This window comes from Mesorhizobium sp. M1217, assembly GCF_040318275.1.
Taxonomy (GTDB): domain Bacteria; phylum Pseudomonadota; class Alphaproteobacteria; order Rhizobiales; family Rhizobiaceae; genus Mesorhizobium.
Window position 1 is genome coordinate 12,911 of the sequence record NZ_JAMYMA010000016.1, and the last position, 22,999, is coordinate 35,909.

The 22,999-nt window shown below is 61.5% G+C and carries 27 protein-coding genes; 16 read left to right on the plus strand and 11 right to left on the minus strand.

Annotation, left to right across the window (positions count from 1 at the left end; genetic code table 11):
• Positions 1 to 163: 163 nt before the first annotated feature.
• From NKH37_RS24335 to hslV, 8 genes are all read right to left on the minus strand, one after another.
• A complete protein-coding gene (locus tag NKH37_RS24335) occupies positions 164 to 835 on the minus strand; it encodes an SDR family oxidoreductase (protein WP_353005983.1) in 672 nt (223 codons plus the stop codon).
• Positions 832 to 1,197, minus strand: coding sequence for a putative quinol monooxygenase (locus NKH37_RS24340; protein ID WP_023718254.1), 366 nt, complete (start codon positions 1,195 to 1,197; stop codon positions 832 to 834). The genes NKH37_RS24335 and NKH37_RS24340 overlap by 4 nt, the downstream gene beginning before the upstream one ends.
• Before the next feature lie 187 nt (positions 1,198 to 1,384).
• Positions 1,385 to 2,344 carry an AraC family transcriptional regulator gene (locus NKH37_RS24345; RefSeq protein WP_352547999.1) on the minus strand — a complete coding sequence of 320 codons (960 nt, stop codon included), beginning with the start codon at positions 2,342 to 2,344 and terminating at the stop codon, positions 1,385 to 1,387.
• 374 nt (positions 2,345 to 2,718) lie between these two features.
• A complete protein-coding gene (locus tag NKH37_RS24350) occupies positions 2,719 to 3,678 on the minus strand; it encodes a DUF1402 family protein (RefSeq protein ID WP_023718256.1) in 960 nt (319 codons plus the stop codon).
• A gap of 184 nt (positions 3,679 to 3,862) precedes the next feature.
• Positions 3,863 to 5,176 (minus strand): ATP-dependent protease ATPase subunit HslU, encoded by a 1,314-nt coding sequence (gene hslU, locus NKH37_RS24355; RefSeq protein ID WP_023718257.1) that lies wholly within the window; start codon positions 5,174 to 5,176, stop codon positions 3,863 to 3,865.
• A gap of 4 nt (positions 5,177 to 5,180) precedes the next feature.
• A complete protein-coding gene (locus NKH37_RS24360; protein ID WP_023718258.1) occupies positions 5,181 to 5,777 on the minus strand; it encodes a DUF2585 domain-containing protein in 597 nt (198 codons plus the stop codon).
• 4 nt (positions 5,778 to 5,781) lie between these two features.
• Entirely contained in the window at positions 5,782 to 6,324 is a 543-nt protein-coding gene (locus NKH37_RS24365; protein ID WP_353005982.1) for a GNAT family N-acetyltransferase, read from the minus strand.
• Positions 6,314 to 6,865, minus strand: a complete 552-nt coding sequence (hslV, locus tag NKH37_RS24370) for an ATP-dependent protease subunit HslV (RefSeq protein WP_023718260.1) — start codon at positions 6,863 to 6,865, stop codon at positions 6,314 to 6,316. Before hslV ends, NKH37_RS24365 begins: the two co-directional genes overlap by 11 nt.
• Before the next feature lie 225 nt (positions 6,866 to 7,090).
• Between hslV and hisB the strand changes: the two genes are divergently transcribed.
• The 15 genes from hisB (at position 7,091) to NKH37_RS24445 (ending at position 19,119) form a co-directional block, all read left to right on the plus strand.
• On the plus strand, positions 7,091 to 7,690 hold the full coding sequence (gene hisB, locus NKH37_RS24375) for an imidazoleglycerol-phosphate dehydratase HisB (RefSeq protein ID WP_023718261.1): 600 nt from the start codon (positions 7,091 to 7,093) through the stop codon (positions 7,688 to 7,690).
• A gap of 4 nt (positions 7,691 to 7,694) precedes the next feature.
• Positions 7,695 to 8,168: a DUF2628 domain-containing protein gene (locus NKH37_RS24380; RefSeq protein WP_353005981.1), complete on the plus strand. Its 474-nt coding sequence runs from the start codon at positions 7,695 to 7,697 to the stop codon at positions 8,166 to 8,168.
• A gap of 1 nt (position 8,169) precedes the next feature.
• Positions 8,170 to 8,820, plus strand: a complete 651-nt coding sequence (gene hisH / locus NKH37_RS24385) for an imidazole glycerol phosphate synthase subunit HisH (protein ID WP_352484488.1) — start codon at positions 8,170 to 8,172, stop codon at positions 8,818 to 8,820.
• 3 nt (positions 8,821 to 8,823) lie between these two features.
• On the plus strand, positions 8,824 to 9,114 hold the full coding sequence (locus NKH37_RS24390; protein WP_353005980.1) for a DUF1330 domain-containing protein: 291 nt from the start codon (positions 8,824 to 8,826) through the stop codon (positions 9,112 to 9,114).
• Positions 9,115 to 9,116: 2 nt separating this feature from the next.
• On the plus strand, positions 9,117 to 9,866 hold the full coding sequence (hisA, locus tag NKH37_RS24395; protein ID WP_023718265.1) for a 1-(5-phosphoribosyl)-5-[(5-phosphoribosylamino)methylideneamino]imidazole-4-carboxamide isomerase: 750 nt from the start codon (positions 9,117 to 9,119) through the stop codon (positions 9,864 to 9,866).
• On the plus strand, positions 9,863 to 10,699 hold the full coding sequence (locus NKH37_RS24400) for an arginase family protein (protein WP_023718266.1): 837 nt from the start codon (positions 9,863 to 9,865) through the stop codon (positions 10,697 to 10,699). Before hisA ends, NKH37_RS24400 begins: the two co-directional genes overlap by 4 nt.
• Complete coding sequence (gene hisF / locus NKH37_RS24405; RefSeq protein WP_023718267.1) at positions 10,696 to 11,490, plus strand: imidazole glycerol phosphate synthase subunit HisF; 795 nt, start codon at positions 10,696 to 10,698, stop codon at positions 11,488 to 11,490. The genes NKH37_RS24400 and hisF overlap by 4 nt, the downstream gene beginning before the upstream one ends.
• A gap of 36 nt (positions 11,491 to 11,526) precedes the next feature.
• Complete coding sequence (locus NKH37_RS24410; RefSeq protein ID WP_254815934.1) at positions 11,527 to 11,853, plus strand: phosphoribosyl-ATP diphosphatase; 327 nt, start codon at positions 11,527 to 11,529, stop codon at positions 11,851 to 11,853.
• A gap of 18 nt (positions 11,854 to 11,871) precedes the next feature.
• Complete coding sequence (gene coaA, locus NKH37_RS24415; RefSeq protein WP_023718269.1) at positions 11,872 to 12,831, plus strand: type I pantothenate kinase; 960 nt, start codon at positions 11,872 to 11,874, stop codon at positions 12,829 to 12,831.
• A gap of 76 nt (positions 12,832 to 12,907) precedes the next feature.
• Entirely contained in the window at positions 12,908 to 13,915 is a 1,008-nt protein-coding gene (locus NKH37_RS24420) for a glycosyltransferase family 2 protein (RefSeq protein ID WP_031193759.1), read from the plus strand.
• On the plus strand, positions 13,915 to 14,685 hold the full coding sequence (locus NKH37_RS24425) for a class I SAM-dependent methyltransferase (protein ID WP_023718271.1): 771 nt from the start codon (positions 13,915 to 13,917) through the stop codon (positions 14,683 to 14,685). Before NKH37_RS24420 ends, NKH37_RS24425 begins: the two co-directional genes overlap by 1 nt.
• A gap of 7 nt (positions 14,686 to 14,692) precedes the next feature.
• Entirely contained in the window at positions 14,693 to 15,088 is a 396-nt protein-coding gene (locus tag NKH37_RS24430) for a GtrA family protein (RefSeq protein WP_023718272.1), read from the plus strand.
• Complete coding sequence (locus NKH37_RS24435) at positions 15,078 to 16,652, plus strand: hypothetical protein (RefSeq protein ID WP_156948044.1); 1,575 nt, start codon at positions 15,078 to 15,080, stop codon at positions 16,650 to 16,652. The genes NKH37_RS24430 and NKH37_RS24435 overlap by 11 nt, the downstream gene beginning before the upstream one ends.
• A 196-nt stretch (positions 16,653 to 16,848) precedes the next feature.
• Positions 16,849 to 18,342 (plus strand): hypothetical protein, encoded by a 1,494-nt coding sequence (locus NKH37_RS24440; RefSeq protein WP_353005979.1) that lies wholly within the window; start codon positions 16,849 to 16,851, stop codon positions 18,340 to 18,342.
• 75 nt (positions 18,343 to 18,417) lie between these two features.
• Complete coding sequence (locus NKH37_RS24445) at positions 18,418 to 19,119, plus strand: hypothetical protein (protein ID WP_352484484.1); 702 nt, start codon at positions 18,418 to 18,420, stop codon at positions 19,117 to 19,119.
• Here the strand turns inward: NKH37_RS24445 and NKH37_RS24450 are convergent.
• The 3 genes from NKH37_RS24450 to NKH37_RS24460 form a co-directional block, all read right to left on the minus strand.
• A complete protein-coding gene (locus tag NKH37_RS24450; RefSeq protein ID WP_353041670.1) occupies positions 19,082 to 19,699 on the minus strand; it encodes an alpha-ketoglutarate-dependent dioxygenase AlkB family protein in 618 nt (205 codons plus the stop codon). The genes NKH37_RS24445 and NKH37_RS24450 overlap by 38 nt on opposite strands.
• Before the next feature lie 131 nt (positions 19,700 to 19,830).
• The gene (arfB, locus tag NKH37_RS24455) at positions 19,831 to 20,268 is read right to left on the minus strand and encodes an alternative ribosome rescue aminoacyl-tRNA hydrolase ArfB (RefSeq protein WP_023718277.1); all 438 of its coding nucleotides are present in this window, start codon (positions 20,266 to 20,268) and stop codon (positions 19,831 to 19,833) included.
• Between the two features lie 69 nt (positions 20,269 to 20,337).
• Positions 20,338 to 21,948, minus strand: coding sequence for a phosphoenolpyruvate carboxykinase (locus tag NKH37_RS24460; RefSeq protein WP_353041665.1), 1,611 nt, complete (start codon positions 21,946 to 21,948; stop codon positions 20,338 to 20,340).
• A gap of 342 nt (positions 21,949 to 22,290) precedes the next feature.
• Between NKH37_RS24460 and NKH37_RS24465 the strand changes: the two genes are divergently transcribed.
• The gene (locus NKH37_RS24465; protein ID WP_023677547.1) at positions 22,291 to 22,992 is read left to right on the plus strand and encodes a response regulator transcription factor; all 702 of its coding nucleotides are present in this window, start codon (positions 22,291 to 22,293) and stop codon (positions 22,990 to 22,992) included.
• Positions 22,993 to 22,999: the final 7 nt, after the last annotated feature.

A 22,999-nucleotide genomic window follows, 5' to 3' on the forward strand; every position in this document is an offset into this window, starting at 1 on the left:
CGCTCGCCCAGGAATTGCTATGACGCTCAGTTGGGGCAATCGTTGCGAATTTTGTCGGGTGAACTCGTGGATACTCATCTCATACCTCTCCGTCATTCGATGCTGACCAGCGTTTCACCACCGGAAACTTCGATAACGGCGCCGGTCACGAAGTCATTGGTCATCAGGAAAAGTGCGGCCTTGCCGATATCGTCGACTTTTCCGACGCGTCCTGCCGGGAAGCGCTGACGTACCAGCGCGAAAAACGCCGCGCGCTTCGCCGCGGCATGCCGGCCCACATTTCGCTGTCTATGACGCCCGGTCGGATTGTGTTGACACGGATCGGACCGAGTTCGAGCGCAAGGGCTCGCGTCAGCGCCTCCAGACCAGCAAAGGCGACCATCATCATCGATGCGCCCATGCGAGGCTTGGTCACCAAGCCACCGGTCGTGAATGTGATCGAACCACCTTTCGGCATCCTAGGCGCTGCGTGCCGCGCGCAAGACCAACTGCCCAAGAGCTTGCCGTGCAGAACGGCCCGCGCGTCGGCCATCGTCTGGGAGAGGAAGGGACCTCCCGGACTCGGCGGGGTCGCGGTGATAAGAAGGTGGTCGAGCGTCCCTAGTGTTTCGAACATTTGCTCGACCGCTGTATCATCGGTCATGTCCAGCGACTGGAACGTGATCGAACCGTGGACGCTTTCCTCTACAGCCATTCTCGCTGAAGGGCGCCGCCCGAGCGCAATGACCTCGGCGCCTGCTTGAGAGGCTGCGCGGGCCGCGCCCATGCCCATGCCGCTTGTCCCGCCGACGATCACGACACGCTGATTCGAAAGAGGCTGCTCGTCACCGTTCATCCTGGATCTCTGCCGCTGGCATACGGACTCAGCATCTCCAGCCACTGCGTCTCCATGTCGCCCGGTTCGAGCTCACCAGCATCTACGACGAAGCTCTGGACATAGGCTTCGCCGAAGTGGCTCTTGAGTGCATCGATACTGCGCCAGACCTCGTAGATAACGATGAGATCGGGGTCGGTCCGATCTCGATGGATGTGGAATTGAAGACAGCTGGCTTCCGATCTCGTCGCTTGGAGATCTTTAAGCATACGGGCGACAAGCGCGGAGCCTTGGCCGGGAGTGGCGCGATGCTTAGCGATAACGCAATAGGGCGTGTCTTCGCCAGCGGTTGGTCGAGGAAGATCAGGCAACGTCAGCGCCATGTGGTACTCCTGCCGGAACGGCCGACCGAAGTGGTTGCGGCCATTGAAATTGGCAGATGCTGGTATGGCGTTGCTATGGCAGAAACGACTGAATATTTGACCGTTTGTCGCGCGTATTTTCCGTATTACACGCGGTCGCAACAGGAGCGTATCTGCGGCTGGTCGAAACAGCCTCGCATGAACCCGATCAGGATTCTGTTCCGCTCACACGCAGCCCTGAATCTCGGATAGCGCCGGGTGAGACACCCATGAAGCGTTTGAACGCCCTGCTGAAGGACGCATCGGAGTCATATCCCAACTCCGATGCGATCTGTGACTGCGACATATATCCGTTACGCAACCAGGATGCCGCCAGCCGAAGCCTCCATTGCAGGAGATAGCGGGCGGGGGATACCGACAACAGGCTCTTGAACCGCTGCGAGAACCTCGATCGCGACAGCCCGGACAATGCAGCCAGGCGATCGACTGGCCAGTCTTCCCCAGGGGAGCGATGGATTCTTGCAAGCGCCGACCCGATTTGTGGATCCTGCACGGCCGCCAGCCAACCAGTCAGGTCGTCCGAACATGTCTCGACCCAGGTTCTGATTACTTGCGTCATGACAATATCGGCGAGGCGCGCCATTATCGTTGCAGAGCCGATTCTTTGCGCTTCAGCCTCGCGCGCCATCATCGCAATGAGGCTTGGTAGGTCAGTATCGCCATGCTCGGCATGCCGGATGTGCATCACAGAAGGTAGCAGTTCCAGCAGCGGATTTGCTGTCGGGCCCTCAAAGCCGATCGTACAGCATGCGATCAACGATCGCGCGCCGCCGCCGCCAGACTTCAACTCGTAAGTTCCGTTCCCGATCAACGCGGGTTTGACATCGGCGAGCGGCAAGGTTCGCCGTTTTGGCCGATCGGACATCGTGTGCTCTGTTCCGTGGGGAAGAAGAAGCACATCGCCGTTTTCGAGCAGCAGCGGCGGCAAGCCCTTGGCTTGTATCCAGCAATGACCTTCGAGCATCGCATGAAAACGTACACCCTCCCTGAACGGCACGGCGATGCCCCAGGGCGCCGTCAACTCGCTGCGGCCATATCTCGCATGGGCAAGGCGTAGATCGCGCAGCACCTCGCTCAACAAATCATTCTCGGCCGGCTGGTAGCTCATCGTTGCACGCCCTAGACCGGGCCGATCAATGGACCTAAGCGGATCACTCATCTGCACTCCTTTGCCCCAACTTCGCATACGCTTATGCATCCCGTTACCTCTCTTAGTGGGCAACCGAAGGGAGACCTATTGCGGATCCAGATTCCGCAAGAGATCTGACAAAGGAAATGGGATTCTGCTGGCGGCGTTCGCTTAGGGATGCGCCGGACTTTTTTCAACAATATCCGCCCCTTGCTGCCCATCAGATCGCGCGCGCGACCCAAAAGCTGTTCCCCAGCCGGGGCGATCCCTTGAAAAGATCGACGGGTTCGAAGCCACAGAGTTCAAGCAGATAGGCGATTTCCTGGCGCAGGCTCCACCGCAGACCTTCACTGCTAAAACAGCGCCTTCAGCTCCGGCAATTTGTCGTTGACCAGCCAGCCATAGTAATTTTCCTCAGGCAGCTTTTCCGGCTCGCCCGCAGCGCGGCGCTTGTCGTTCTCCGCCTTCAGCGCATAGGCACGCTGTTCCGGATTGCCGACATTGTAGAGGGTCGACGTGATGCCGGGATTGCCTGAGATGTCGAAGCCGGCAATGCTTTTATAGGCGTCGATCGACTTCCGGATCGTTGCCGCGACATAAGGCAGTGTCAGGTCAGGATCCATGATGGTCTTGTAGACCGCGTTCGGGTCGCCGACGTCGAGCTCCGGCAGGCCGGAAACCTTGTGCACGAGATCGCTCATCTGCAGTGCCGTCAGCGGATTGAGCTGGCCAAGACCAAAAGTCTGGCCGGCATAATAGGGCTGGAAGAAAGTCGCGCCGAAGCGGTCGTTGGGAAAGCTCTCGCCGTTGACGGTCTTGCCGCGGAACGACCGGTTCCACACCTGCTCGCGGCATTCCCAGAGTTCGTAACTGTCCGATTTGCCCGCGCACTTGGCAAATTGCGGCCGTTGCACGAAATCGGTGATGTCTTCGCCTTCATAGGCGAAGGAGAGTTTGCTCGACAGATACGAGATCGCCTTGACGTAGTAGGTCTGCAGCCGGTCGTAGGCATCGACATTGTAGGTGTGCTCGCCGACGATGGCGCCGACGATATGCATCGGGTCGATGCCATAGGCCGCGGCTGCCTGCATGATCTTGCCACGCAGCTCGGCATCGTTCTGGAGCAGCGCAAACACTTTGCGGTATTTCGCCTGGAAGGTGGTGTTGGTCGCCTGGGTGCGCCGGCTGGATGCGCCCGGTATGTCGGGCTGCTCGGTGTTGCGGTTGCCGGGCGGCACCATGGTTGCCGCTTGCGCGGCGAACATGGCTGCCGCCAGCGTCAGCCCGAGAATGACGAGGATCAGTTTTTTCATGCGCCGCCGCCCAAATAGTCGCCGGGCAAACTAGGTAATGCTCCAACGGGAGTCGAGAGACGCCTGCACCCGACGGGACGAAAGCTCGCCGGATGCTTCCATTTGGCCACACATCGGAAATGCCGGGCTGAATTTGGCGGAGACCGGGAGCAATTCCCCGGCCTCTTTGAGGATGAAGCGTCTCCTACAGGATGAAACGCGACAAATCCGTGTTTCTGGAGAGGTCGCCGACATGCTTCTCCACATAGGCGGCATCGACGGTCACGGAGGTGCCGTTGCGGTCCGGTGCGTCATAGGAGATCTCGTCCAGCACCCGTTCCATCACCGTCTGCAGCCGCCTGGCGCCGATGTTCTCGACGCTGGCGTTGAGGTCAACAGCGATGCCGGCCAACGAGTCGATCGCGTCATCGGTGAAGACCAGGTCGACTCCCTCGGTCTTCATCAGTGCGATATACTGCTTGATCAGGCTGGCTTCGGTCTCGGTGAGGATGCGGACGAAATCGTCCTTCTCCAGCGCCCGCAGCTCGACACGGATCGGCAGGCGGCCCTGCAATTCCGGCAGCAAGTCGGATGGCTTGGCGACGTGGAACGCACCTGAAGCGATGAACAGGATGTGGTCGGTCTTCACCGGTCCGTATTTGGTCGCAACCGTGGTGCCTTCGACCAGCGGCAGCAGGTCGCGCTGCACGCCCTCGCGCGAAACACCGGCACCGATGCCGCCTTCGCGCGAGGCGATCTTGTCGATCTCGTCGAGGAAGACAATGCCGTCATTCTCGGTCGATTCGAGTGCCCTGCGCACCACCTCGTCCTGGTCGAGCAACTTGTCGGACTCGTCGCTGATCAACAGCCCGTAGGACTCTTTAACGGTCGTCTTGCGCATCTTGGTTTTCTTGCCGCCCATCGCTTTCGACAGCATGTCGTTGATGTTGAGCACGCCGATATTGGCGCCCGGCATGCCGGGGATCTCGAAGCCGGGCATGCCGCCATTGCCGGTATCGGCCACTTCGATCTCGATCTCCTTGTCGTCAAGCTCGCCGTCGCGCAGCTTCTTGCGGAAACTGTCACGGGTGGCCGGACTCGCCGTCTTGCCGACGAGCGCTTCAAGCACCCTTTCCTCGGCGTTGATGTGGGCACGCGCCTCGACGTCCTCACGCATCTTCTCGCGCACCAGCCCGATGGCGATCTCGACCAGATCGCGGATGATCTGCTCGACATCGCGGCCGACATAGCCGACCTCCGTAAACTTGGTGGCTTCGACCTTGACGAAAGGCGCACCGGCAAGGCGCGCCAAGCGGCGAGAAATCTCGGTCTTGCCGACACCGGTCGGGCCGATCATCAGGATGTTCTTCGGCATCACCTCTTCGCGCATCTGGCCCTCGAGCTGCTGGCGGCGCCAGCGGTTGCGCAAGGCAATCGCCACGGCACGCTTGGCGTCTTTCTGGCCGATGATGAAGCGGTCGAGTTCCGAAACGATTTCGCGGGGAGAGAAGGTGCTCATGTCACTAAATTCCACTTTGCCACTGCCGAATGGACTCGAACGGATGCAGCAGCATGATCACGTTGAGTGTCAGATTGTCCCGGATGAGATAGCCGACACCGAATTCGAAGATGAGGGCGAGGGTTACGATCACCCATATAGGAAGCCTTCGCGCCATGACAAACCCCAGCACCATGGCCAGCGTGTCCGACACCGAATTGATGACGCTGTCGCCATAATAGTCGAGCGAGATCGTGCCGGCGCGATAGCGATCGATGATGAAAGGGCTGTTCTCGAGCAGCTCCCAGCCGCCCTCTATCACCACCGCAAAGGCCAGCCTGAGCCCGATCGGCGAGCGCGGGAAAAGAAACCACGCCAGCGCATAGAACAGGAAGCCGTGAATGATGTGCGAGAAGCTGTACCAGTCGGAGATATGCTGGGAATTCTCGGAGCTCTGCACGATGCCGTGCCACAGCTTGACGTAGCCGCAGGTGCAAATCGGCGTCCGCCCCATGCCGTAGAGGACCCCTGCCTGGAATATGACCAGACCGAGAACCAACAGAAGCCCCATTCGCCAACTGTCTTCGTAGGCCGAGACGGTTTTGTCGCTGGATACGCTCATGCTGCTATTGCCCCTCTTCTGCGTCACCCTGTTCGGCATCACCCTCTGGGGCATCAATCGCCATCAGCACGGCATCGCCATATTCCGACTTCCTGCGATCGATAGCCCTGAAACCGGCTTTTTCATAGGCACGGATAGCCCGTGCATTGGCCGGGTCCGGGTCGATGATGACGCGCGGCGCACCTTCCTCGAAAAGCTGCTCGACGAACTGCCGGACGATCGCCGAGCCGTGGCCGGTCCCGACAAGCTCCGGCACGCCGATCGACAGATCGATGCCGAGCGTGCCGAACGGCTGGTCGCTATAGGGATGACCGTCCTCCAGATGCGGATCGTAGCTCTGCAAATAGCCGATGGGTTTGCCGTCGAGCTCGATAATCAGCGGCTCGACCGAAATGCTGTCGATATGCTCGCGGATCTCCGCGATCTCGGTCTCTGGGTCGTTCCACCATTCGGCGACATGCGGCTCGGCAAGCCAGCCGGCGATCATCGGCAGGTCCCTCTCGGTCACCGGCCGAAAACCGTAGCGGAGGCTCCGCTCAGGCGGCATCGAGGGTTTCGACGACGAAGCTGTTGTTGGTGTAGACGCAAATGTCGGACGCGATCTGCATCGCCTTGCGGGCGATCTCCTCGGCGTCCTTATCGGTATCCATCAGGGCGCGGGCCGCGGCCAGCGCGTAGTTGCCGCCGGAGCCGATGGCCATCACGCCAAATTCGGGCTCCAGCACGTCGCCGGTGCCGGTCAGCGCCAGCGACACCGACCTGTCGGCCACCAGCATCATTGCTTCCAGCCGGCGCAAATAGCGGTCGGTGCGCCAGTCCTTGGCGAGCTCGACGCAGGCGCGTGTCAGCTGGTCGGGATATTGTTCGAGCTTGGCTTCGAGCCGCTCCAGCAGCGTGAAGGCATCGGCGGTGGCGCCGGCGAAGCCGGCAATGACGTTGCCGCCCTTGCCGATGCGGCGCACCTTCTTGGCGTTGCCCTTCATGATGGTCTGGCCGAGGCTGACCTGGCCGTCGCCGGCGATCACCACTTTGCCGCCCTTGCGCACGGTTAGGATGGTCGTGGCATGCATGGTCAGTTCATTAGACATTTTCTGCTCCGGTCAGCACCGATCCCATCAAGGCGATTGGCGCGTTACGAGTGACTTGATCGGCCATATGTATGCATAGGCCAGACGATTGCAAACCGGCCATCCACCGGGCCGGATAGTGCTCCGCAGCGGTAACTGGCAATCGCCGGATCATGCTGCTAGAAGGCTTTCGTTTTCAGGCATGTGAACGCCTGAATCGTGCAAATCTGAGACAAGGATGAGGTCATGGTGCCCCGTTCCGCCGAGATAAGCCGCAAGACCAAGGAAACCGACATCTCCGTGTCGGTTCAGGTCGACGGCTCGGGCAAATCCGACATTTCGACGGGCGTCGGCTTCTTCGACCATATGCTGGACCAGTTATCGCGCCATTCGCTGATCGACATGACGGTGAAGGCCAAGGGCGACCTGCACATAGACGACCACCACACGGTCGAGGATACTGGTATCGCGCTTGGGCAGGCGCTGGCCAAGGCATTGGGCGAGCGGCGCGGCATCATGCGCTATGCTTCGATCGATCTCGCCATGGACGAGACGCTGACGCGGGCGGCGATCGACGTCTCCGGCCGGCCTTTTCTGGTCTGGAATGTTTCGTTCTCATCGCCGAAGATCGGTACGTTCGACACCGAGCTGGTGCGCGAATTCTTCCACGCGCTGGCGCAGAATGCCGGCATCACGCTGCATGTCACCAATCATTACGGCGCCAACAACCACCACATTGCCGAGACCTGCTTCAAGGCCGTGGCGCGTGCGCTGCGTTCGGCGCTCGAGCGCGACCCGCGCCAGCCGGACGCGGTTCCCTCCACCAAGGGATCCCTGAAAGGGTAGCGCCATGGCCATCTATGTCGCGATGGAACCGCCAGGCCGCAGCGAAAGGGTGGACACCACCTTTGTCCGTGACGGCTTTGCCTGGCTCGGCTTCCTATTGCCGCCGCTGTGGCTGGCCTGGCACCGGCTGTGGGTCGAGGCGGCATTGGCCTTTGTCGCCATGGGCCTGCTTTCGATGCTGAGCGAAAGCCTGGGCCTGGAAAGCGCAGGCTCGCTTTTGTCCCTCCTTGTCATGCTCTTTGTCGGACTGGAAGGGCAGGCCCTGCGGATCGCAGCACTGCGCCGCCGTGGCTGGCGTGAATGGGGTGTCGTCGAGGCCGACAGGCTCGACGATGCCGACATTCGCTATGCGTTGGAAACCGATGCGGATTCGAATGCACGGTCCCCCGCACAGCGCATCGTCCCGGACGCAGCACTTGCCCGGCCGACGCCGATGGGCATGGCACTGGGGCTGACCCATATTCCGGGAAAGCGCTGAGATGCGGGTCGCGATCATCGATTACGGGTCGGGCAATCTGCGCTCGGCCACCAAGGCCTTCGAGCGTGCCGCTCATGAAGCCGGCATTGCCGCCGCGATTGAACTCACAGCCGATGCCGAGCGGGTCAGGACCGCCGACCGCATCGTCCTGCCCGGCGTTGGCGCCTATGCCGATTGCGCCGCTGGACTGCGCGCTGTGGCCGGCATGTGGGAAGCGGTCGAGGAGGTCGCGATCGTCAAGGGACGGCCGTTCCTAGGCATCTGCGTCGGCATGCAGCTGATGTCGGAGCGAGGCTTGGAGAAAACGGTTACGAAAGGGTTTGGCTGGATCGCCGGCGACGTCAAGGAGATCACGCCGGCCGATCCGACACTGAAGATCCCGCAGATCGGCTGGAACACGATTGACCTGAAGCGCAAGCATCCGCTGTTTTCCGGCATTGCGACGGGCGGGAAGGGGCTGCACGCCTACTTCGTCCACTCCTACCATCTCGATGCACGGAAGGAGGACGAGGTGCTGGCGGTCGCCGACTACGGTGGCCCGGTGACGGCCGCTGTCGCCCGCGGCAATCTCGCCGGAACGCAATTCCACCCCGAGAAGAGCCAGGCGCTCGGCCTCGCTTTGATCACCAACTTCCTGCAATGGAGGCCCTAGGTCATGAGCAAGAAGGGCTATTGGATGGCGATGGTCGATGTCCGCGACCCCGAGGTCTACAAGCAGTACATCGAGGCCAATGCCGCGGCTTTTGCGAAATACGGCGCGAAGTTTCCCGTGCACGCCGGACGGTATACCAGCCCGGAAGGGCCGACAGGCAATCGCCACGTGCTGGTGGAATTCGAATCCTACGAGACGGCGATCGCCTGCTACGGCTCGCCTGAATACCAGGAGGCCTTGAAGTACAGGCTCGCCGGCTCGACCGGCCACTTTGTCATCGTCGAAGGCGCCTGAAGGTGATCCTGTTTCCGGCGATAGACCTCAAGGACGGCAAATGCGTGCGCCTCAAGCATGGCGACATGGCGACCGCGACGGTCTACAATGACGATCCCGCCGCTCAGGCGCGCGCCTTCGAAGAGCAGGGCTTCGAATGGCTGCACGTCGTCGACCTCAACGGCGCCTTCAAGGGCCAGAGCGTCAACAGCGCGGCAGTCGGCGCCATCCTCAAGGCGACGAACAACCCGGTGCAGCTCGGCGGCGGCATCCGCACTCTGGCGCAGATCGAGGACTGGCTCGACCGTGGGCTGGCCCGCGTCATTCTTGGCACTGTGGCGGTGCGCGATCCGGATCTGGTCAGGCAGGCTTGCAAGGCATTCCCGGGCAAGATCGCCGTCGGCATCGACGCCAAGGGCGGCAAGGTCGCGGTCGAAGGCTGGGCGGAGGCCTCGAGCCTCGGCGTCATCGAACTGGCGAGGAAATTCGAGGGCGCCGGCGTTGCTGCCATCATCTACACCGACATTGATCGAGACGGGGTGCTGACCGGCATCAACTGGGACGCCACCATCGATCTCGCCGAGGCGGTTTCGATCCCGGTCATCGCCTCGGGCGGGCTCGCCTCGATCGCCGACATTGTGCGCATGACCATGCCCGATGCGCGGAAGCTCGAAGGCGCGATCTCCGGCCGCGCGCTCTACGACGGCCGCATCGACCCGGCCGAGGCACTGGCGATCCTGCGTGGCAAACCGATGGCAGGGGCGTCATCATGAAAGTCTCGATTATCCTCGCCCCCTATGACAGCGGGCACCATCATGAAGGGTGCGGCCAGGGGCCGGACGCCATCATCGGCGGTGGGCTCGTCGAAGCTCTGACCGTGGCCGGCCATGACGTCGCCGTCGAAGATATCGGCAAGGTGGGAGACGAGCAGGGGCGCGAAATCGCAACCGGCTTCGCCGTCTGCAACGCCGTCGCGGCCAAGGTCGGCCTCGCCCGCGACGGAGGAGGCTTCCCCATTGTCCTTGCTGGAAATTGCCTGACCGCCGCCGGTGCGGTTGCCGGTGAAGACGCGGATTCGATTATCTGGATCGATCAGCATGGCGATCTCAACACGCCAGAGACGTCCGCCTACGGCTTTCTCGACGGCATGGCGCTGGCGGCGACACTCGGGCTCTGCTGGCGTCCGATGGCGGCAGCAATTCCGGGATTCCGGCCGATGGACCCGGCGCACTGCATGCTGGTCGATGCCCGCGACCTCGATCCCGACGAAAAGCGCCTGCTGGAAACTTTGCCGATCGTGCGCGCCGAATGTGCCGGTGCGCTCGATATGGTGGGAAAGCTCACAGCGGCAGGGGCTGTTCGGGGACATCTGCATCTGGACCTGGATGTCCTCGATCCGGATGTGCTGCAGGTGAACCGCTACACGCATCCGGGCGGTCCGAGTCCGGAACAGCTGCGGCAGCTTGCCTGCGGGCTGGCCAGATCCATCCCGATCGTGGGCGTGACGCTCTCGGCCTACGATCCGGCCTTTGATTCCCAGTCCGAGGTTCCGTCCGTCGTCGGCCAGCTGCTTGTCGACTTTCTTGCGGCGATCGAGAGGATCTGATGCTGAAAGCCCGCGTCATCCCCTGTCTCGACGTCAAGAACGGTCGCGTCGTCAAGGGCGTCAATTTCGTCGACCTGGTCGATGCCGGCGATCCCGTCGAAGCGGCAAAAGCCTATGACGCGGCCGGCGCCGACGAGCTCTGCTTTCTCGACATCACTGCCTCGTCGGAAAACCGCGAGACCATCTTCGATGTCATTACCCGAACGGCCGAACAATGTTTCATGCCGCTGACTGTCGGTGGTGGCGTCCGCCAGGTCGCCGACATCAGGAAGCTGCTTCTGGCCGGCGCCGACAAGGTGTCGATCAATACGGCGGCGGTGAAAACCCCAAATTTTGTCGCCGAGGCTGCCGACAAGTTTGGCAACCAGTGCATCGTCGTCGCCATCGACGCCAAGAAAGTGTCCGCTGCGGGCGAGGCTGATCGCTGGGAGATCTTCACCCATGGCGGCCGCGAGAAGACCGGCATCGATGCCGTCGAGTTCGCTCGGCGGATCGTCGATCTCGGCGCCGGCGAGATCCTGTTGACGTCGATGGACCGCGACGGCACCAAGGCCGGCTACGACATAGCGCTTACCCGCGCGGTCGCCGACGCCGTACGCGTGCCGGTCATCGCTTCCGGTGGCGTCGGCACGCTCGATCACATGGTCGAAGGCATTCGCGACGGCCATGCGGGCGCGGTGCTGGCAGCCTCGATCTTCCATTTCGGCACCTACAGCATCGCCGAAGCCAAGATGCATATGGCTCAGGCCGGACTGCCGATGCGGCTGGACTCGCCGGGTAATCGGTCCTAGAGCCTTTCCGGCTAAGAAGAGGCTGTAAACGCCGTTATGACCGAGTTCTCACTCTCCGATCTGGAGAAGATCATTGGCGAACGCGCACGTTCCGGCGATCCGGATTCGTGGACGGCCAAGCTCTTTCAGCGCGGCATGAGCAAGGCAGCGCAGAAACTCGGCGAAGAGGCGGTCGAAACGGTGATCGCAGCCGTCAGCGCCGACCGGGACGCGCTTGTTTCGGAAAGCGCCGATCTCATCTATCATTGGCTTGTCGTTCTCGGCATAGCGGACATTCCGCTGAGCGATGTGCTCAACGAGCTTGAACGCCGCACCGGTCGTTCGGGCATCGCCGAAAAGGCGTCTCGGCTGGACCGGGGCTGATCGCTGCGGAGGAACTCGATGGACCAGCTCGCTCCTACCGAGAAGTATTCACCCTATCGGTTCTTCTCGGCGGAGCAATGGTCGCGGTTCCGCGCCGATACGCCGATGACGCTCACCGAGGACGAGGTCCGTCGTCTGCGGTCGCTGAACGATCCGGTCGATCTCCACGAGGTCGAGCGCATCTACCTTTCGATGTCGCGGCTGTTGTCGGCCCATGTCGAAGCCAGTCAACTCCTGTTCAGGCAACGCCAGGTTTTTTTCAACGCGCTGGACGTGGCCAAGACACCGTTCATCATCGGCATTGCCGGTTCCGTGGCGGTTGGCAAATCGACCACGGCGCGCGTGCTAAAGGAGCTGCTGGCGCGCTGGCCGTCGAGTCCCAAGGTCGATCTGGTCACCACCGACGGTTTCCTGCTGCCGAACGAAGTCCTGCGCCGCAACAATCTGATGGAGCGCAAGGGCTTTCCCGACAGCTACGACGTCGGCGCGCTGCTGCGTTTCCTGTCCGGCATCAAATCGGCGCAGCGCAACGTCCGCGCGCCGGTCTATTCGCACCTGACCTATGACGTTATCCCGGGCGAGTTCCAGACCATCGACAGGCCGGACATCCTGATCTTCGAGGGCATCAATGTCCTGCAACCTGGCAAGCTGCCGAAGGACGGCAAGATCGTGCCTTTCCTGTCAGATTTCTTCGACTTCGCCATCTATATCGATGCCGAGGAGGCGCTTATCCATCACTGGTATATCGCCCGCTTCATGCGGCTGCGCGAAACCGCCTTCCGCGACCCAGCCTCCTTCTTCCACCGCTATTCGCAACTTTCCGAGGATGCGGCCCGCGCCATCGCCGAGGGCCTGTGGACCAACATCAACCTGAAGAACTTGCGCGAGAATATATTGCCGACCCGCGCCCGCGCCGATCTCATCCTGCGCAAGGGCGCCAATCATCTGGTCGAGGAAGTGGCGCTCCGAAAACTGTGAAATCCCGATTCATTCCTTAAAGTCATCTTAACCCCGTCTTTCTATTGTCAGGCCTGATCTGCGGGCTCGGCAAACAATGAATGCGCCATTCCTAAATATTGATCGGCCGGCAGCGGACCGCGTCGCACATCCGGGCAGCGGCGCCGCCACGATTGCCCTGATCGTGCCGGTCCACAATGAGGAAGGCGCGATTGCCCCGTTCCTGAAGGCGGTGTGCGAAAGCACCGCTCCGCTGAAGGACAATGGCGTTGCCCTCGAGTTCATCTTCGTCAACGACGGCAGCAGCGATACGACGCTCGAAAAGCTGATCGAAGCCCAACAAGCAGACCCTCGCATCCACATAATCGACCTTTCACGCAATTTCGGCAAGGAAGCCGCGATGACCGCGGGCCTCGACAGCTGCGATGCCGATGCCGCGATCCCGATGGACGTCGATATGCAGGATCCGCCGCATGTCATCCCCTTGCTTGTGGAAAAGTGGCGCGAGGGGTTCGAGGTTGTTCTTGCCAAGCGAGCCAACCGGTCGAGCGACAGCTTTCTCAAGCAGCGCTCCGCCTCGATGTTCTACCGCGTTCACAACTGGATCGCGCAGCAGAAGATCCCGCACGATGTCGGCGACTTCCGTTTGATCGACCGTCAGGTCATCCAGGCGCTGCGGTCTTTGCCCGAACGCCGTCGTTTCATGAAGGGCCTGTTCGCCTGGGTCGGGTTCCGCACCGCAAGCGTCGAATATGTCCGCGATCAGCGGATCGCCGGCCAGTCGAAATTCTCCGGCTGGAAGCTGTGGAACTTCGCGCTCGAAGGCATCACCAGCTTCTCCACCGCTCCGCTTGAAATCTGGACCTATGTCGGCGCGACGATTTCCGCGCTGTCGTTCCTCTACGGCCTGCTGATCGTCGCCAAGACAATGATCTTTGGCGTTGATGTGCCCGGCTACGCCTCGCTGCTGGTCAGCGTTCTTTTTCTTGGCGGCATCCAGTTGCTCGGCATCGGCATCATCGGACAATACCTCGGCAGGGTCTACGCCGAGATCAAGCAGCGTCCGATCTACATTGTGCGCCGCAAATATGAGGGAATGAGCTAATGGAGCTCGACGCCTACCGACAGATGGCCGCCACCGAAGACGAGCATTGGTGGTTCTGCGGGCGTCGCGCCATCGCAGAGGCGGTCATTCGCAGCATCGACCTGCCCGAAAAGGCGCGCATCGTCGAGATCGGCGCCGGCACCGGCGGCAACATCCGGATGCTGGAGCAGTTCGGCACCGTGACGGCAGTCGAGATGAGCGATCTCGCACGCAGGATTGCCTGGGAAAAGACCGGCCGCGACTTCCTTGCCGGACATCTGCCGGACAACATTCCTGTCACGCCGCAAAGCTGCGACCTGGTTTGCCTGTTCGACGTGCTGGAACATGTCGCCGAAGACGAGGCATCGCTTGCCGCGATCCGCCAGATGCTGAAACCAGCCGGCAGCGTCATCCTTACGGTGCCCGCACACCAATGGTTGTGGAGCACGCATGATGTGGGGCTGCATCATATGCGGCGCTATTCACGCAATCTGCTGCGTGAACGAATTGAAAGGGCTGGTTTCAGGATCGACCGGCTGAGCTACACAAATGCCGCACTCTTTCCTGTAGCGGCACTGGCACGGCTGGTGGATAGGTTGCGCAAGCCCGCCTTGCCAGCCGGCCATGCAACGCCGTCGAAACCACTGAATGCGGCGATGAAGGCAGTGTTTTCGGCGGAAGGCCGCATCATACCAAATGCAAGCCTGCCCTTCGGTGTTTCGCTGCTGGCGGTATTCCGCAAGGACGACGCCGTCGAAACCGGTCGCCTCGACGAGAAATTGGCAGCTTGACCGCGCAATGGGCACCGGTTCGTATCGTCGACTATCGCGCTTTGCGCTAATTGGCATTGCGTCGACGCTGATCTATGCCGTTTGTGCTCTCCTGCTGTCGCGTGGGCAGGCGACGGCGGCCCTGCCGGCGGCGCTCACATCGTTTGCGGCCTACGCCGTTGCCGCGCTGTTTTCTTACACCGGGCATAAATATTTCACCTTCACCTCGGGCGGCAGCCACGCGATGGAACTGCCCCGCTTTCTCCTGCTCACCGCTTCCGGCCTCGCTGTCGCAATCGCCCTGCCGGGGCTTTTGACCCAGATGCTCGGCGTCCCTGCCGCAGTCCCGATCCTGCTTACCTGCATTGCCGTGCCGGTCATCAACTATGTCGTCCTCGGACGCTGGGTGTTTCGTGGTCTCTAGCGCGCGATCCCTCAGTGAACTGCTGCCCGGTGCCAACCGTTTCTCGCCGTTTGCGGGCGTGGCGGGCGCCCCGTTGCTGCTGGCCTGCCTGGTCGTCATATACGCCGTCTGGCTGACAACAATTGCGATACCGACCAATGTCGACGTGTCATGGCTTCTGGTCGTCTGTGATCGGCTGCTTGGCGGAGAGCGGCTCAACACCGACATCATGGAGACCAACCCACCTTTCTCGATCTGGCTCTACATGCCGTTCATGCTCCTGGAAAAGCTCACCGGCATACGTGCGGAATTCTGGCTGACGCTTGGTGTCGTTTGCCTGAGCCTGGCCAGTCTTTTCGTTTCTGTCCGCATTCTCGCGCGCGATGAACCGGTTTACCGGCAGCCCCATGCGTTCTGGGCAGCAGCGGCGGCCCTGGGCTGGGTTCTCTGTTTCATGCCGGATCAATTCGGCCAACGCGAGCACTTCGCGTTGATTGCCATTCTGCCTTGGGTGGCGTTGCAATGCACACGTCAGCGGAACCCGGATTTCAGCGCCGGCTCGCGCCTGGAGCACATGGTCGCGGGCTTCGGCGCGGCGATCGTGGTCATGGTCAAGCCGCCCTATTTTGCGCTGGCCTTCATGTTGCCGTCACTCTGTCTTGCGGTTGAAAGGCGGTCGCTGAAACCGCTCTTCGTCGTGGAGAACCTGCTTGGCGCTACGATCGTGGCCGCCTATGTCGCGTCCATCGCGCTCTTCGACCGTGCTTATTTAAGCGAAGTCCTGCCCTTGGTCAGCGAGGTCTATCTTCCGTTGAGGGCCTCTACCGCCGATATGCTGGCGAACTGGCCGAAAGTGGTGCTGCTTCTGGCCGCCGCTACCGTGCTTGCGGCCGGCGGCCTGAGGCAGACGAACTGGGACGTCAGGATTCCGCTTCTGACCGCACTGGGGTTCATTCCGGCCTTCATCGTCATGGGCAAGGGTTGGCCCAATCACGCCCTGGCGATGGTCGTTGTTGCAACACTTGCATTTGGCATCCAGCTTCTGCGGTTCGGCACATTCCGCAGTGCAGGCTTCATTCGCAAGGCCGCCCTGATCTTCGGCTGCGTGCTGGTGCTGCAACTAGCGGTCAGGGCACAGTACGCGGCGCTGACGACGGACAACGGCCCGATCGGGCGCTCTGTCGCCGCGATCCGCGCAACGGTCGAAACCCCGACCATCATGTCGATCGCCGACCGGATGCAGGTTGCCCATCCCCTCGCCAGGCTGGTCGACGGCAGGTTCATATCACGCCATCCGAGCGCCTGGGCGGTCTCCAACGCTGACACGCTCGCCCGCGCCACCGGCGATCTCGAACGGAGACGGGAACTTGAAAGCATCCGCGATCGGGTGATCGGCGAATACGCCGCCGAGATATCAGCGAAGAAGCCCGATGTCGTGCTGTCAGGCTCGCCCGCGCGGACAGCCCTGATGCTGCAGGACAAGCGGATCGGAGCCGCCTTGGCCGACTATCGTCTGCTGCACCACGAGCCGGAAATCACTGTCTATCTGCGTTACACGGCGCCTGCGCCGCTCCAAACCAATTGAGCAGAGGCTCCCGGAAGACCATGGCACGGCTGGATCCAATCGCTCCGCTGGACGACGTATGGCTCGAGCTCGAGAGCCTCGGTGCAACATCATGAGCGTCTCGAACGACATTGACGGCTTGAGCCGGTGGCGCGGCCGGAATATCGCGGCGGCGCTGCTTCCTAGCCGCAATGTCCTGGCCATTGCCGCAGTCACCGTGTTCTCCATCGTCTGGCAGCGGCGTTGGGGGACTGTTCCCGATACTAGCTGGCTGATCACGGTATGCGAGCGGATGCTCTCCGGTGAGCGGCTTTACTCGCAGATCCACGAGACCAACCCTCCATTCAGCGTATGGCTCTATCTGCCGCCAGTGGCTGTGGCCAGATTGCTGGGCGCCGCCCCGGAAATCCTGGTTGAGGCCTGGACATACCTTGCCGTGCTTATCGGACTTTCGCTCTCGGGCGTGATCGTCAAGCGCGGGGGTTTCACCGAAACTGCATCACTGTTTGCACTGGGGCCAGCGTTTTGCGCAATGCTGGTGATCTTCCCCGGCAACGCCTTCAGCGAGCGAGAGCATATCGGCATGGCGCTTTTCATGCCGCTGCTTGCGCTTCACGCCTGGCGTGCGCGCAGAGATGCAGCCGCCCAACCAGGCCCGGGGATCGCCGTACTCGCCGGCCTGTCGGGCAGCATTTTGCTGCTGGTCAAGCCCTACTATGCGATCATGGTGTTGGCGCCAGCGCTGGTCGTTGCAGTGCGCCGGCGCAGCCTGAAATCGATCTTCGCCCTGGAACACTGGGTCATTGGCGGCATCTGCATTGTCTATCTCGGCGCGGTCACGCTGATCCATCCGGAATTCCTGCGCGACATCTATCCCCTCTTGGCGGATGTTTATGGAAAGCTCGGCATCTTTTGGCCCATCGTGATCGGCCACGGTTTCGCGTGGTGTTTCCTCGTCTTCCTGATTTGGTGGCTGTGGCCGGCCGGGCGGTTTCCAGAGCTGGCGGCGGTAGCGCTGGCTGCATCGATCGCCGGCATGTTTCCCCTGTTCTACCAAGCGAAAGGCTGGTCTTATCATGCCTATCCCGCGATCTTTTGCGCCGTGGCAGCCATTTTGTGCCTGCTGGCAGTGCCCAGGATCGTGCGGCAGCCGTCGAAGCTGTTGGCGTTCGTGACGGCGCCTTCGCGAGCTTGGGCACTGGCGGGGGTGGCAATCGCTTTCTTGCCATACTGGAGCACCCAGAAACCGGGGCCGGCGCTGGTTGCCGCCATTCGCGCCGCGACCGATCGGCCTACTATTGCGTTGATCAGTTCGGATATGTCCTCGGGACATCCGTTGACCCGCATGATCGATGGGCAGTTCGTTTCGACCCATGTCAGCGATTGGCTCGGAGTGTTCGCGCTTTCCCTGTCCCGGCAGGCAGCCCTTTCCGGTGATACCGCTGAAGCCACGCGTTACCAGGCCATCATGGCGCGTTACGTCGAAAGCAAACGCAAAGAATTCGCGCGTCTGCGCCCGGATATCATTGTCTTCAAGAAAAACAACGCGATTTGGACAAGCCAACTGACAGAGCGTTTTGGCTTTGACGCCATCCTGGCGCACTACCGCATTCTCGTCGAGGACGAGACCGAGCGCATCTATCTGCGCGACGATTATGTCCGGTCGGGCGACCGGCCACCCGAATTGAGCAAGGCCTCGGAAAAACCATGACGCGGCTGGTGGTCGTGGCCGGTCGGCCATTTCCCAGAGCTGGCTGCCGTAGCGCTGGCAGCATCTATTGCCGGCTTGTTCCCGCTGTTCTACCAGGACAAAGGCTGGACGTATCATGCCTACCCATCGATTTTTTACGCTGTAGCGGCTAGTCTTTGCTTGCTGGCCTTGCCGAGAAGCGAGCGGCAATCGGCAGGGCTGCTCTCCCGCCTGGCGGCTCCCCCGCGAGCCTTGGTGTCGCTGGCGATTGTGGCTGCCTTCTTACCGAACTGGGGCACTCAGAAGCCAGGCGCGGTGTTGGTCGCCGTGATACGCGCCGCGACCGATCGACCAAACGTCGCCTTGATCAGTCCAGATATAGACACTGGACATCCACTAAGCCGCATGATCGGCGGCCAGTTCGTTTCGGCCGATCCCAATGACTGGCTTGGAGCGTTTGCAATGGCTCTGTCCCGGCAAGCCACGCTTTCGCGTGACGTCGCCCAAGCCACGCATTACGAGATGATCATGGAGCGTTACGCTGAAAGCAAACGCCAAGAATTTGAGCGTCTGCGCCCTGATATTATTATCTCTACGAAAGTTATCAGGAAAGATGATGGCCCTTGGACAAGCCAACTGATGGAGCGTTTTGGCTTTGACGCGATCCTGGCGCACTATCGCATTCTCGTCGAGGACGAGACCGAGCGCATCTATCTGCGCGACGATTATGTCCGGCCGGGCGACCGGCCACCCGAACAGCCTATTTCGGCATCGTCACCCGACGCAGCGTCAGATTGATGCGGCCGCCGTTCTTGAGCAATGCCGAGGTCGAGGGGTAGATGCGGTCAACGCCGTGAAAGCAGAGGCGGCCTTCGCCGCCGAGCACGACGACGTCGCCGCTCTTCAATCTGAACGATTTGGTGGCGCCGTCGCGCATGGTCTGGCCGACCCGGAACAGGCAATCGTCGCCGAGTGAGGCCGAGACGACAGGCGCGGAGAAATCGCTCTCGTCGCGATCCTGGTGAAGACCCATCTTGGCATCCTGGGAATAGAAATTGACCAGGCAGGCCTCCGGCGGGTGCGCATAGGCAGATACGTCCCGCCACAGTTCGAGCAGCATCTCCGGGATCGGCGGCCATGGCCTTCCGGTCACCGGGTGAGTCGGCTGGTAGCGATAGCCGTGCTCCTTGTCGGTGACCCAGCCCAGCGGGCCGCAATTGGTCATGCGCACGCTCATCTCCTTGCCGGTACGCGGCATCGCCGGCACGAACAGCGGGGCTTCCTGCACGACCTCCCTGATATCTTCCACCAGCACTTCCTGCATGGCGCGCGACAGGTGACCAGGCATATGGCGGACGCCTTTGGGCAGCACGAGCATCGGGTCGCTTGATCCGTTGGTCTGGAAAATCAGAATGCCACCGTCAAACGAAAACGGCGACCCGAAAGCCGCCTCCGGCAGTGGCTGCACATTTCACACCGGCGATCTGGGATCCGAAGCCGATTCGGCTGTCAGTCATCCTCGACCCGGCCACGCATTTTCTTGATCGAGCCGCGCCCGGCTTTGCTCTTCAGCCGTCTTTCGACCGCGCCCTTGGACGGCCTTGTCTTCTTGCGCGGCGGTGGCGGCGGTTCGGCGGCCTTGGCGACCAGTGCCGTCAGCCGCGCCCGGGCGTCCGCCCGGTTCTGCTCCTGCGTGCGGAAGCGTCCGGCTTCGATGACGATGACGCCGTCCTTGGTGGCGCGCTGGCCGGCAAGCTTGATGGTCCGTTCGCGCACACGCTCCGACAGGCCCGGTGCATTGGCAGCATCGAAGCGCAATTGCACCGCCGTCGCCACCTTGTTGACGTTCTGGCCGCCCGGGCCGGACGAACGGATGAAGTCCTCGTGCAGGTCACCCGGATTAATCACCGCATCGTCGGTGATGATGATTTTTTCGTCGGCGTTCATGCCGCAGTCATGGCGCGGCAGGCGAAAAAAGAAAAGGCCCGATCGAAGCCGGGCCTTGAAGCGCGACGGCTATTCAGCCGCTACCTGCATGCGTGGTGCAGCGCCGAGCACGGTTGCGTCGACATGGGCCTCGAACTTTTCGAAATTGTCGACGAACATGCCAACCAGCCTTGCCGCCTGCCGGTCATAGGCGGGCTTGTCGATCCAGGTCGATCTCGGGTCGAGAATGGCGCGGTCGACGCCGGTAACCGTCACCGGCACGTCGAAACCGAAATTGGCGTCGGTCCGGAAGTCGGCCGCTTTCAGCGAGCCGTCGAGTGCTGCCGCAAGCAGCGCCCGCGTTGCCTTGATCGGCATCCGCTTGCCGGTGCCGTAAGCGCCGCCGGTCCAGCCGGTGTTGACCAGCCAGCAATCGACGCCGTGGCGGGCGATGAGCTCGCGCAGCAGATTGCCGTATTCCGACGGATGCCGCGGCATGAACGGTGCGCCGAAGCATGTCGAAAATGTCGCTTCGGGTTCAGTAACGCCTTTCTCGGTCCCCGCCACCTTGGCGGTATAGCCGGAGAGGAAATGGTACATCGCCTGCGCCGGGGTCAGCCGCGCGATCGGCGGCATCACGCCGAACGCGTCGGCGGTCAGCATGATGATATTCTTCGGGTGGTTGGCGCGCCCCGTCTTGCTGGCGTTCGGAATGAAGTGGAGCGGGTAGGCGCAGCGTGTGTTTTCGGTCAGCCCGCCATCGTCGAAATCCGGCACGCGACCGGCGTCGAGCGCGACATTCTCCAGCACCGTGCCGAAGCGCTGGGTGGTGGCGAAGATCTCCGGCTCGGCTTCGGCCGAAAGCTTGATCGTCTTGGCATAGCAGCCGCCTTCGAAATTGAAGATGCCGTGCGGTCCCCAGCCATGCTCGTCATCGCCGACCAGCGTGCGCGACGGGTCGGCCGACAACGTCGTCTTGCCGGTCCCGGAAAGGCCGAAGAAGACGGCCGCGTCGCCGGCGAGTCCTTCATTGGCAGAGCAATGCATCGGCATCACGCCTTTTGCCGGCAGCAGATAGTTGAGTACGGTGAATACCGACTTCTTCATCTCGCCGGCATAGGAGGTACCGCCGATCAACGCGATCATGCGCGAAAGATCGACGGCGATCACCGTTTCGCCGCGCGTGCCGTGGCGGGCGGGATCGGCGCGGAACGACGGCAGGTCGATGATCGTCAAATCGGGCACGAAATGCTCGAGTTCGGCGGCTGCCGGCCGGATGAGCAGATTGCGGATGAACAAGGAGTGCCAGGCAAGCTCCGTGATCACCCGGGTCGGCAGCTTCAGCTCCTCGTCGGCGCCGCCGACCAGGTCCTGCACATAAAGGTCCTTTCCAGCCGCATGGGCGCGAAAATCGGCAAGCAGCGTATCGAACTGCCCCGGCGAAATCGCTTTGTTGTTGTCCCACCATACATGCGGCGCGGTGCTTTCGTCGCGCACCACGAATTTGTCCCTGGGCGAGCGGCCGGTGTGCTGCCCGGTTTCGGCGGCAAGCGCGCCATGCGCGGTGAGTCGGGCCTCGCCACGGCGGATTGCCTCCTCGTAGAGCGCGGCCGCGCCGAAATTATAGCGCACCACGCCCGTGGTTCTCAGGCCGATCCGATCGATTGTACATGCAGGATTGCGTTTGCCGGCTTCCGACATGGGTGTCCCTTCTTCGATTTACCGCGTCTTTACCGGCGAATTCCGGAACCCCCATTGCAGGAGCTAAAAACGTCAAAACCAGAAAAGGCGAATGATATCAAATCATTAATCGATTTAAATATTTTGAAAGTTGTTTAAATCGTTTATATGTGCAAAAACACTGATGGTTGCCCAAAGGATTGGCGATGTTCATTCGTCCAATCCATATCGAGGTACAATTGTGGCCGCCGGCATGCCGCGCGTGACAGCGGATAGAGCCTATGCCACATTTTGTACCTAATTTGTCCTGCAAAAGCCCCTTCTCGACGAAAGAAGGGACAGCTCATGAGGGAGCCGCTTGAAATGGCAACAATCGCGCTTGTCGACGACGATCGCAACATTCTGACTTCGGTTTCGATCGCCCTCGAATCCGAGGGTTATCGGGTTGAAACCTACACGGATGGGGCGTCGGCGCTGGAGGGACTGGCGGCGCGCCCGCCGAACCTCGCCATCCTCGACATCAAGATGCCGCGCATGGACGGCATGGAGCTGCTGCGCCGGATGCGCCAGAAATCCGACCTGCCGGTGATCTTCCTGACCTCCAAGGACGACGAGATCGATGAACTGTTCGGCCTCAAGATGGGCGCCGACGACTTCATTCGCAAACCCTTCTCGCAGCGTCTTCTGGTCGAGCGCGTCCGCGCCGTGCTGCGCCGCGCCAGTACCCGCGAGGCGGCCGCCAAGGCGCCCAACCAGCAGGCTCGGTCGCTTGAGCGCGGCCAGCTTGTCATGGACCAGGAGCGCCACACCTGCACCTGGAAGGGCGAGCCGGTGACGCTTACCGTCACCGAGTTCCTCATCCTGCATTCGCTGGCCCAGCGTCCAGGCGTCGTAAAAAGCCGTGATGCGCTGATGGATTCGGCTTATGATGAGCAGGTCTATGTCGATGACCGCACCATCGACAGTCACATCAAGCGGCTGCGCAAAAAGTTCAAGGCCGTCGATGATGACTTCGAAATGATCGAAACCCTTTACGGAGTCGGATATCGGTTCCGCGAAGCTTGAGTCGAGC

Bases quoted from the DNA above. Each gene is read 5' to 3' on its own strand.
- arfB (WP_023718277.1), bottom strand. From the start codon at position 20,268: ATGAACGCCGACGAAAAAATCATCATCACCGACGATGCGGTGATTAAT.
- NKH37_RS24335 (WP_353005983.1), bottom strand. From the start codon at position 835: ATGAACGGTGACGAGCAGCCTCTTTCGAATCAGCGTGTCGTGATCGTC.
- hslU (WP_023718257.1), bottom strand. From the start codon at position 5,176: ATGAGCACCTTCTCTCCCCGCGAAATCGTTTCGGAACTCGACCGCTTC.
- hisH (WP_352484488.1), top strand. From the start codon at position 8,170: ATGCGGGTCGCGATCATCGATTACGGGTCGGGCAATCTGCGCTCGGCC.
- NKH37_RS24350 (WP_023718256.1), bottom strand. From the start codon at position 3,678: ATGAAAAAACTGATCCTCGTCATTCTCGGGCTGACGCTGGCGGCAGCC.
- hisB (WP_023718261.1), top strand. From the start codon at position 7,091: ATGGTGCCCCGTTCCGCCGAGATAAGCCGCAAGACCAAGGAAACCGAC.
- NKH37_RS24450 (WP_353041670.1), bottom strand. From the start codon at position 19,699: ATGCTCGTGCTGCCCAAAGGCGTCCGCCATATGCCTGGTCACCTGTCG.
- NKH37_RS24365 (WP_353005982.1), bottom strand. From the start codon at position 6,324: ATGCCGCCTGAGCGGAGCCTCCGCTACGGTTTTCGGCCGGTGACCGAG.
- NKH37_RS24400 (WP_023718266.1), top strand. From the start codon at position 9,863: ATGAAAGTCTCGATTATCCTCGCCCCCTATGACAGCGGGCACCATCAT.
- NKH37_RS24345 (WP_352547999.1), bottom strand. From the start codon at position 2,344: ATGAGCTACCAGCCGGCCGAGAATGATTTGTTGAGCGAGGTGCTGCGC.
- NKH37_RS24420 (WP_031193759.1), top strand. From the start codon at position 12,908: ATGAATGCGCCATTCCTAAATATTGATCGGCCGGCAGCGGACCGCGTC.
- NKH37_RS24460 (WP_353041665.1), bottom strand. From the start codon at position 21,948: ATGTCGGAAGCCGGCAAACGCAATCCTGCATGTACAATCGATCGGATC.
- NKH37_RS24360 (WP_023718258.1), bottom strand. From the start codon at position 5,777: ATGAGCGTATCCAGCGACAAAACCGTCTCGGCCTACGAAGACAGTTGG.
- NKH37_RS24430 (WP_023718272.1), top strand. From the start codon at position 14,693: ATGGGCACCGGTTCGTATCGTCGACTATCGCGCTTTGCGCTAATTGGC.
- coaA (WP_023718269.1), top strand. From the start codon at position 11,872: ATGGACCAGCTCGCTCCTACCGAGAAGTATTCACCCTATCGGTTCTTC.
- NKH37_RS24465 (WP_023677547.1), top strand. From the start codon at position 22,291: ATGGCAACAATCGCGCTTGTCGACGACGATCGCAACATTCTGACTTCG.
- NKH37_RS24340 (WP_023718254.1), bottom strand. From the start codon at position 1,197: ATGGCGCTGACGTTGCCTGATCTTCCTCGACCAACCGCTGGCGAAGAC.
- NKH37_RS24380 (WP_353005981.1), top strand. From the start codon at position 7,695: ATGGCCATCTATGTCGCGATGGAACCGCCAGGCCGCAGCGAAAGGGTG.
- NKH37_RS24390 (WP_353005980.1), top strand. From the start codon at position 8,824: ATGAGCAAGAAGGGCTATTGGATGGCGATGGTCGATGTCCGCGACCCC.
- NKH37_RS24425 (WP_023718271.1), top strand. From the start codon at position 13,915: ATGGAGCTCGACGCCTACCGACAGATGGCCGCCACCGAAGACGAGCAT.
- hslV (WP_023718260.1), bottom strand. From the start codon at position 6,865: ATGTCTAATGAACTGACCATGCATGCCACGACCATCCTAACCGTGCGC.
- NKH37_RS24410 (WP_254815934.1), top strand. From the start codon at position 11,527: ATGACCGAGTTCTCACTCTCCGATCTGGAGAAGATCATTGGCGAACGC.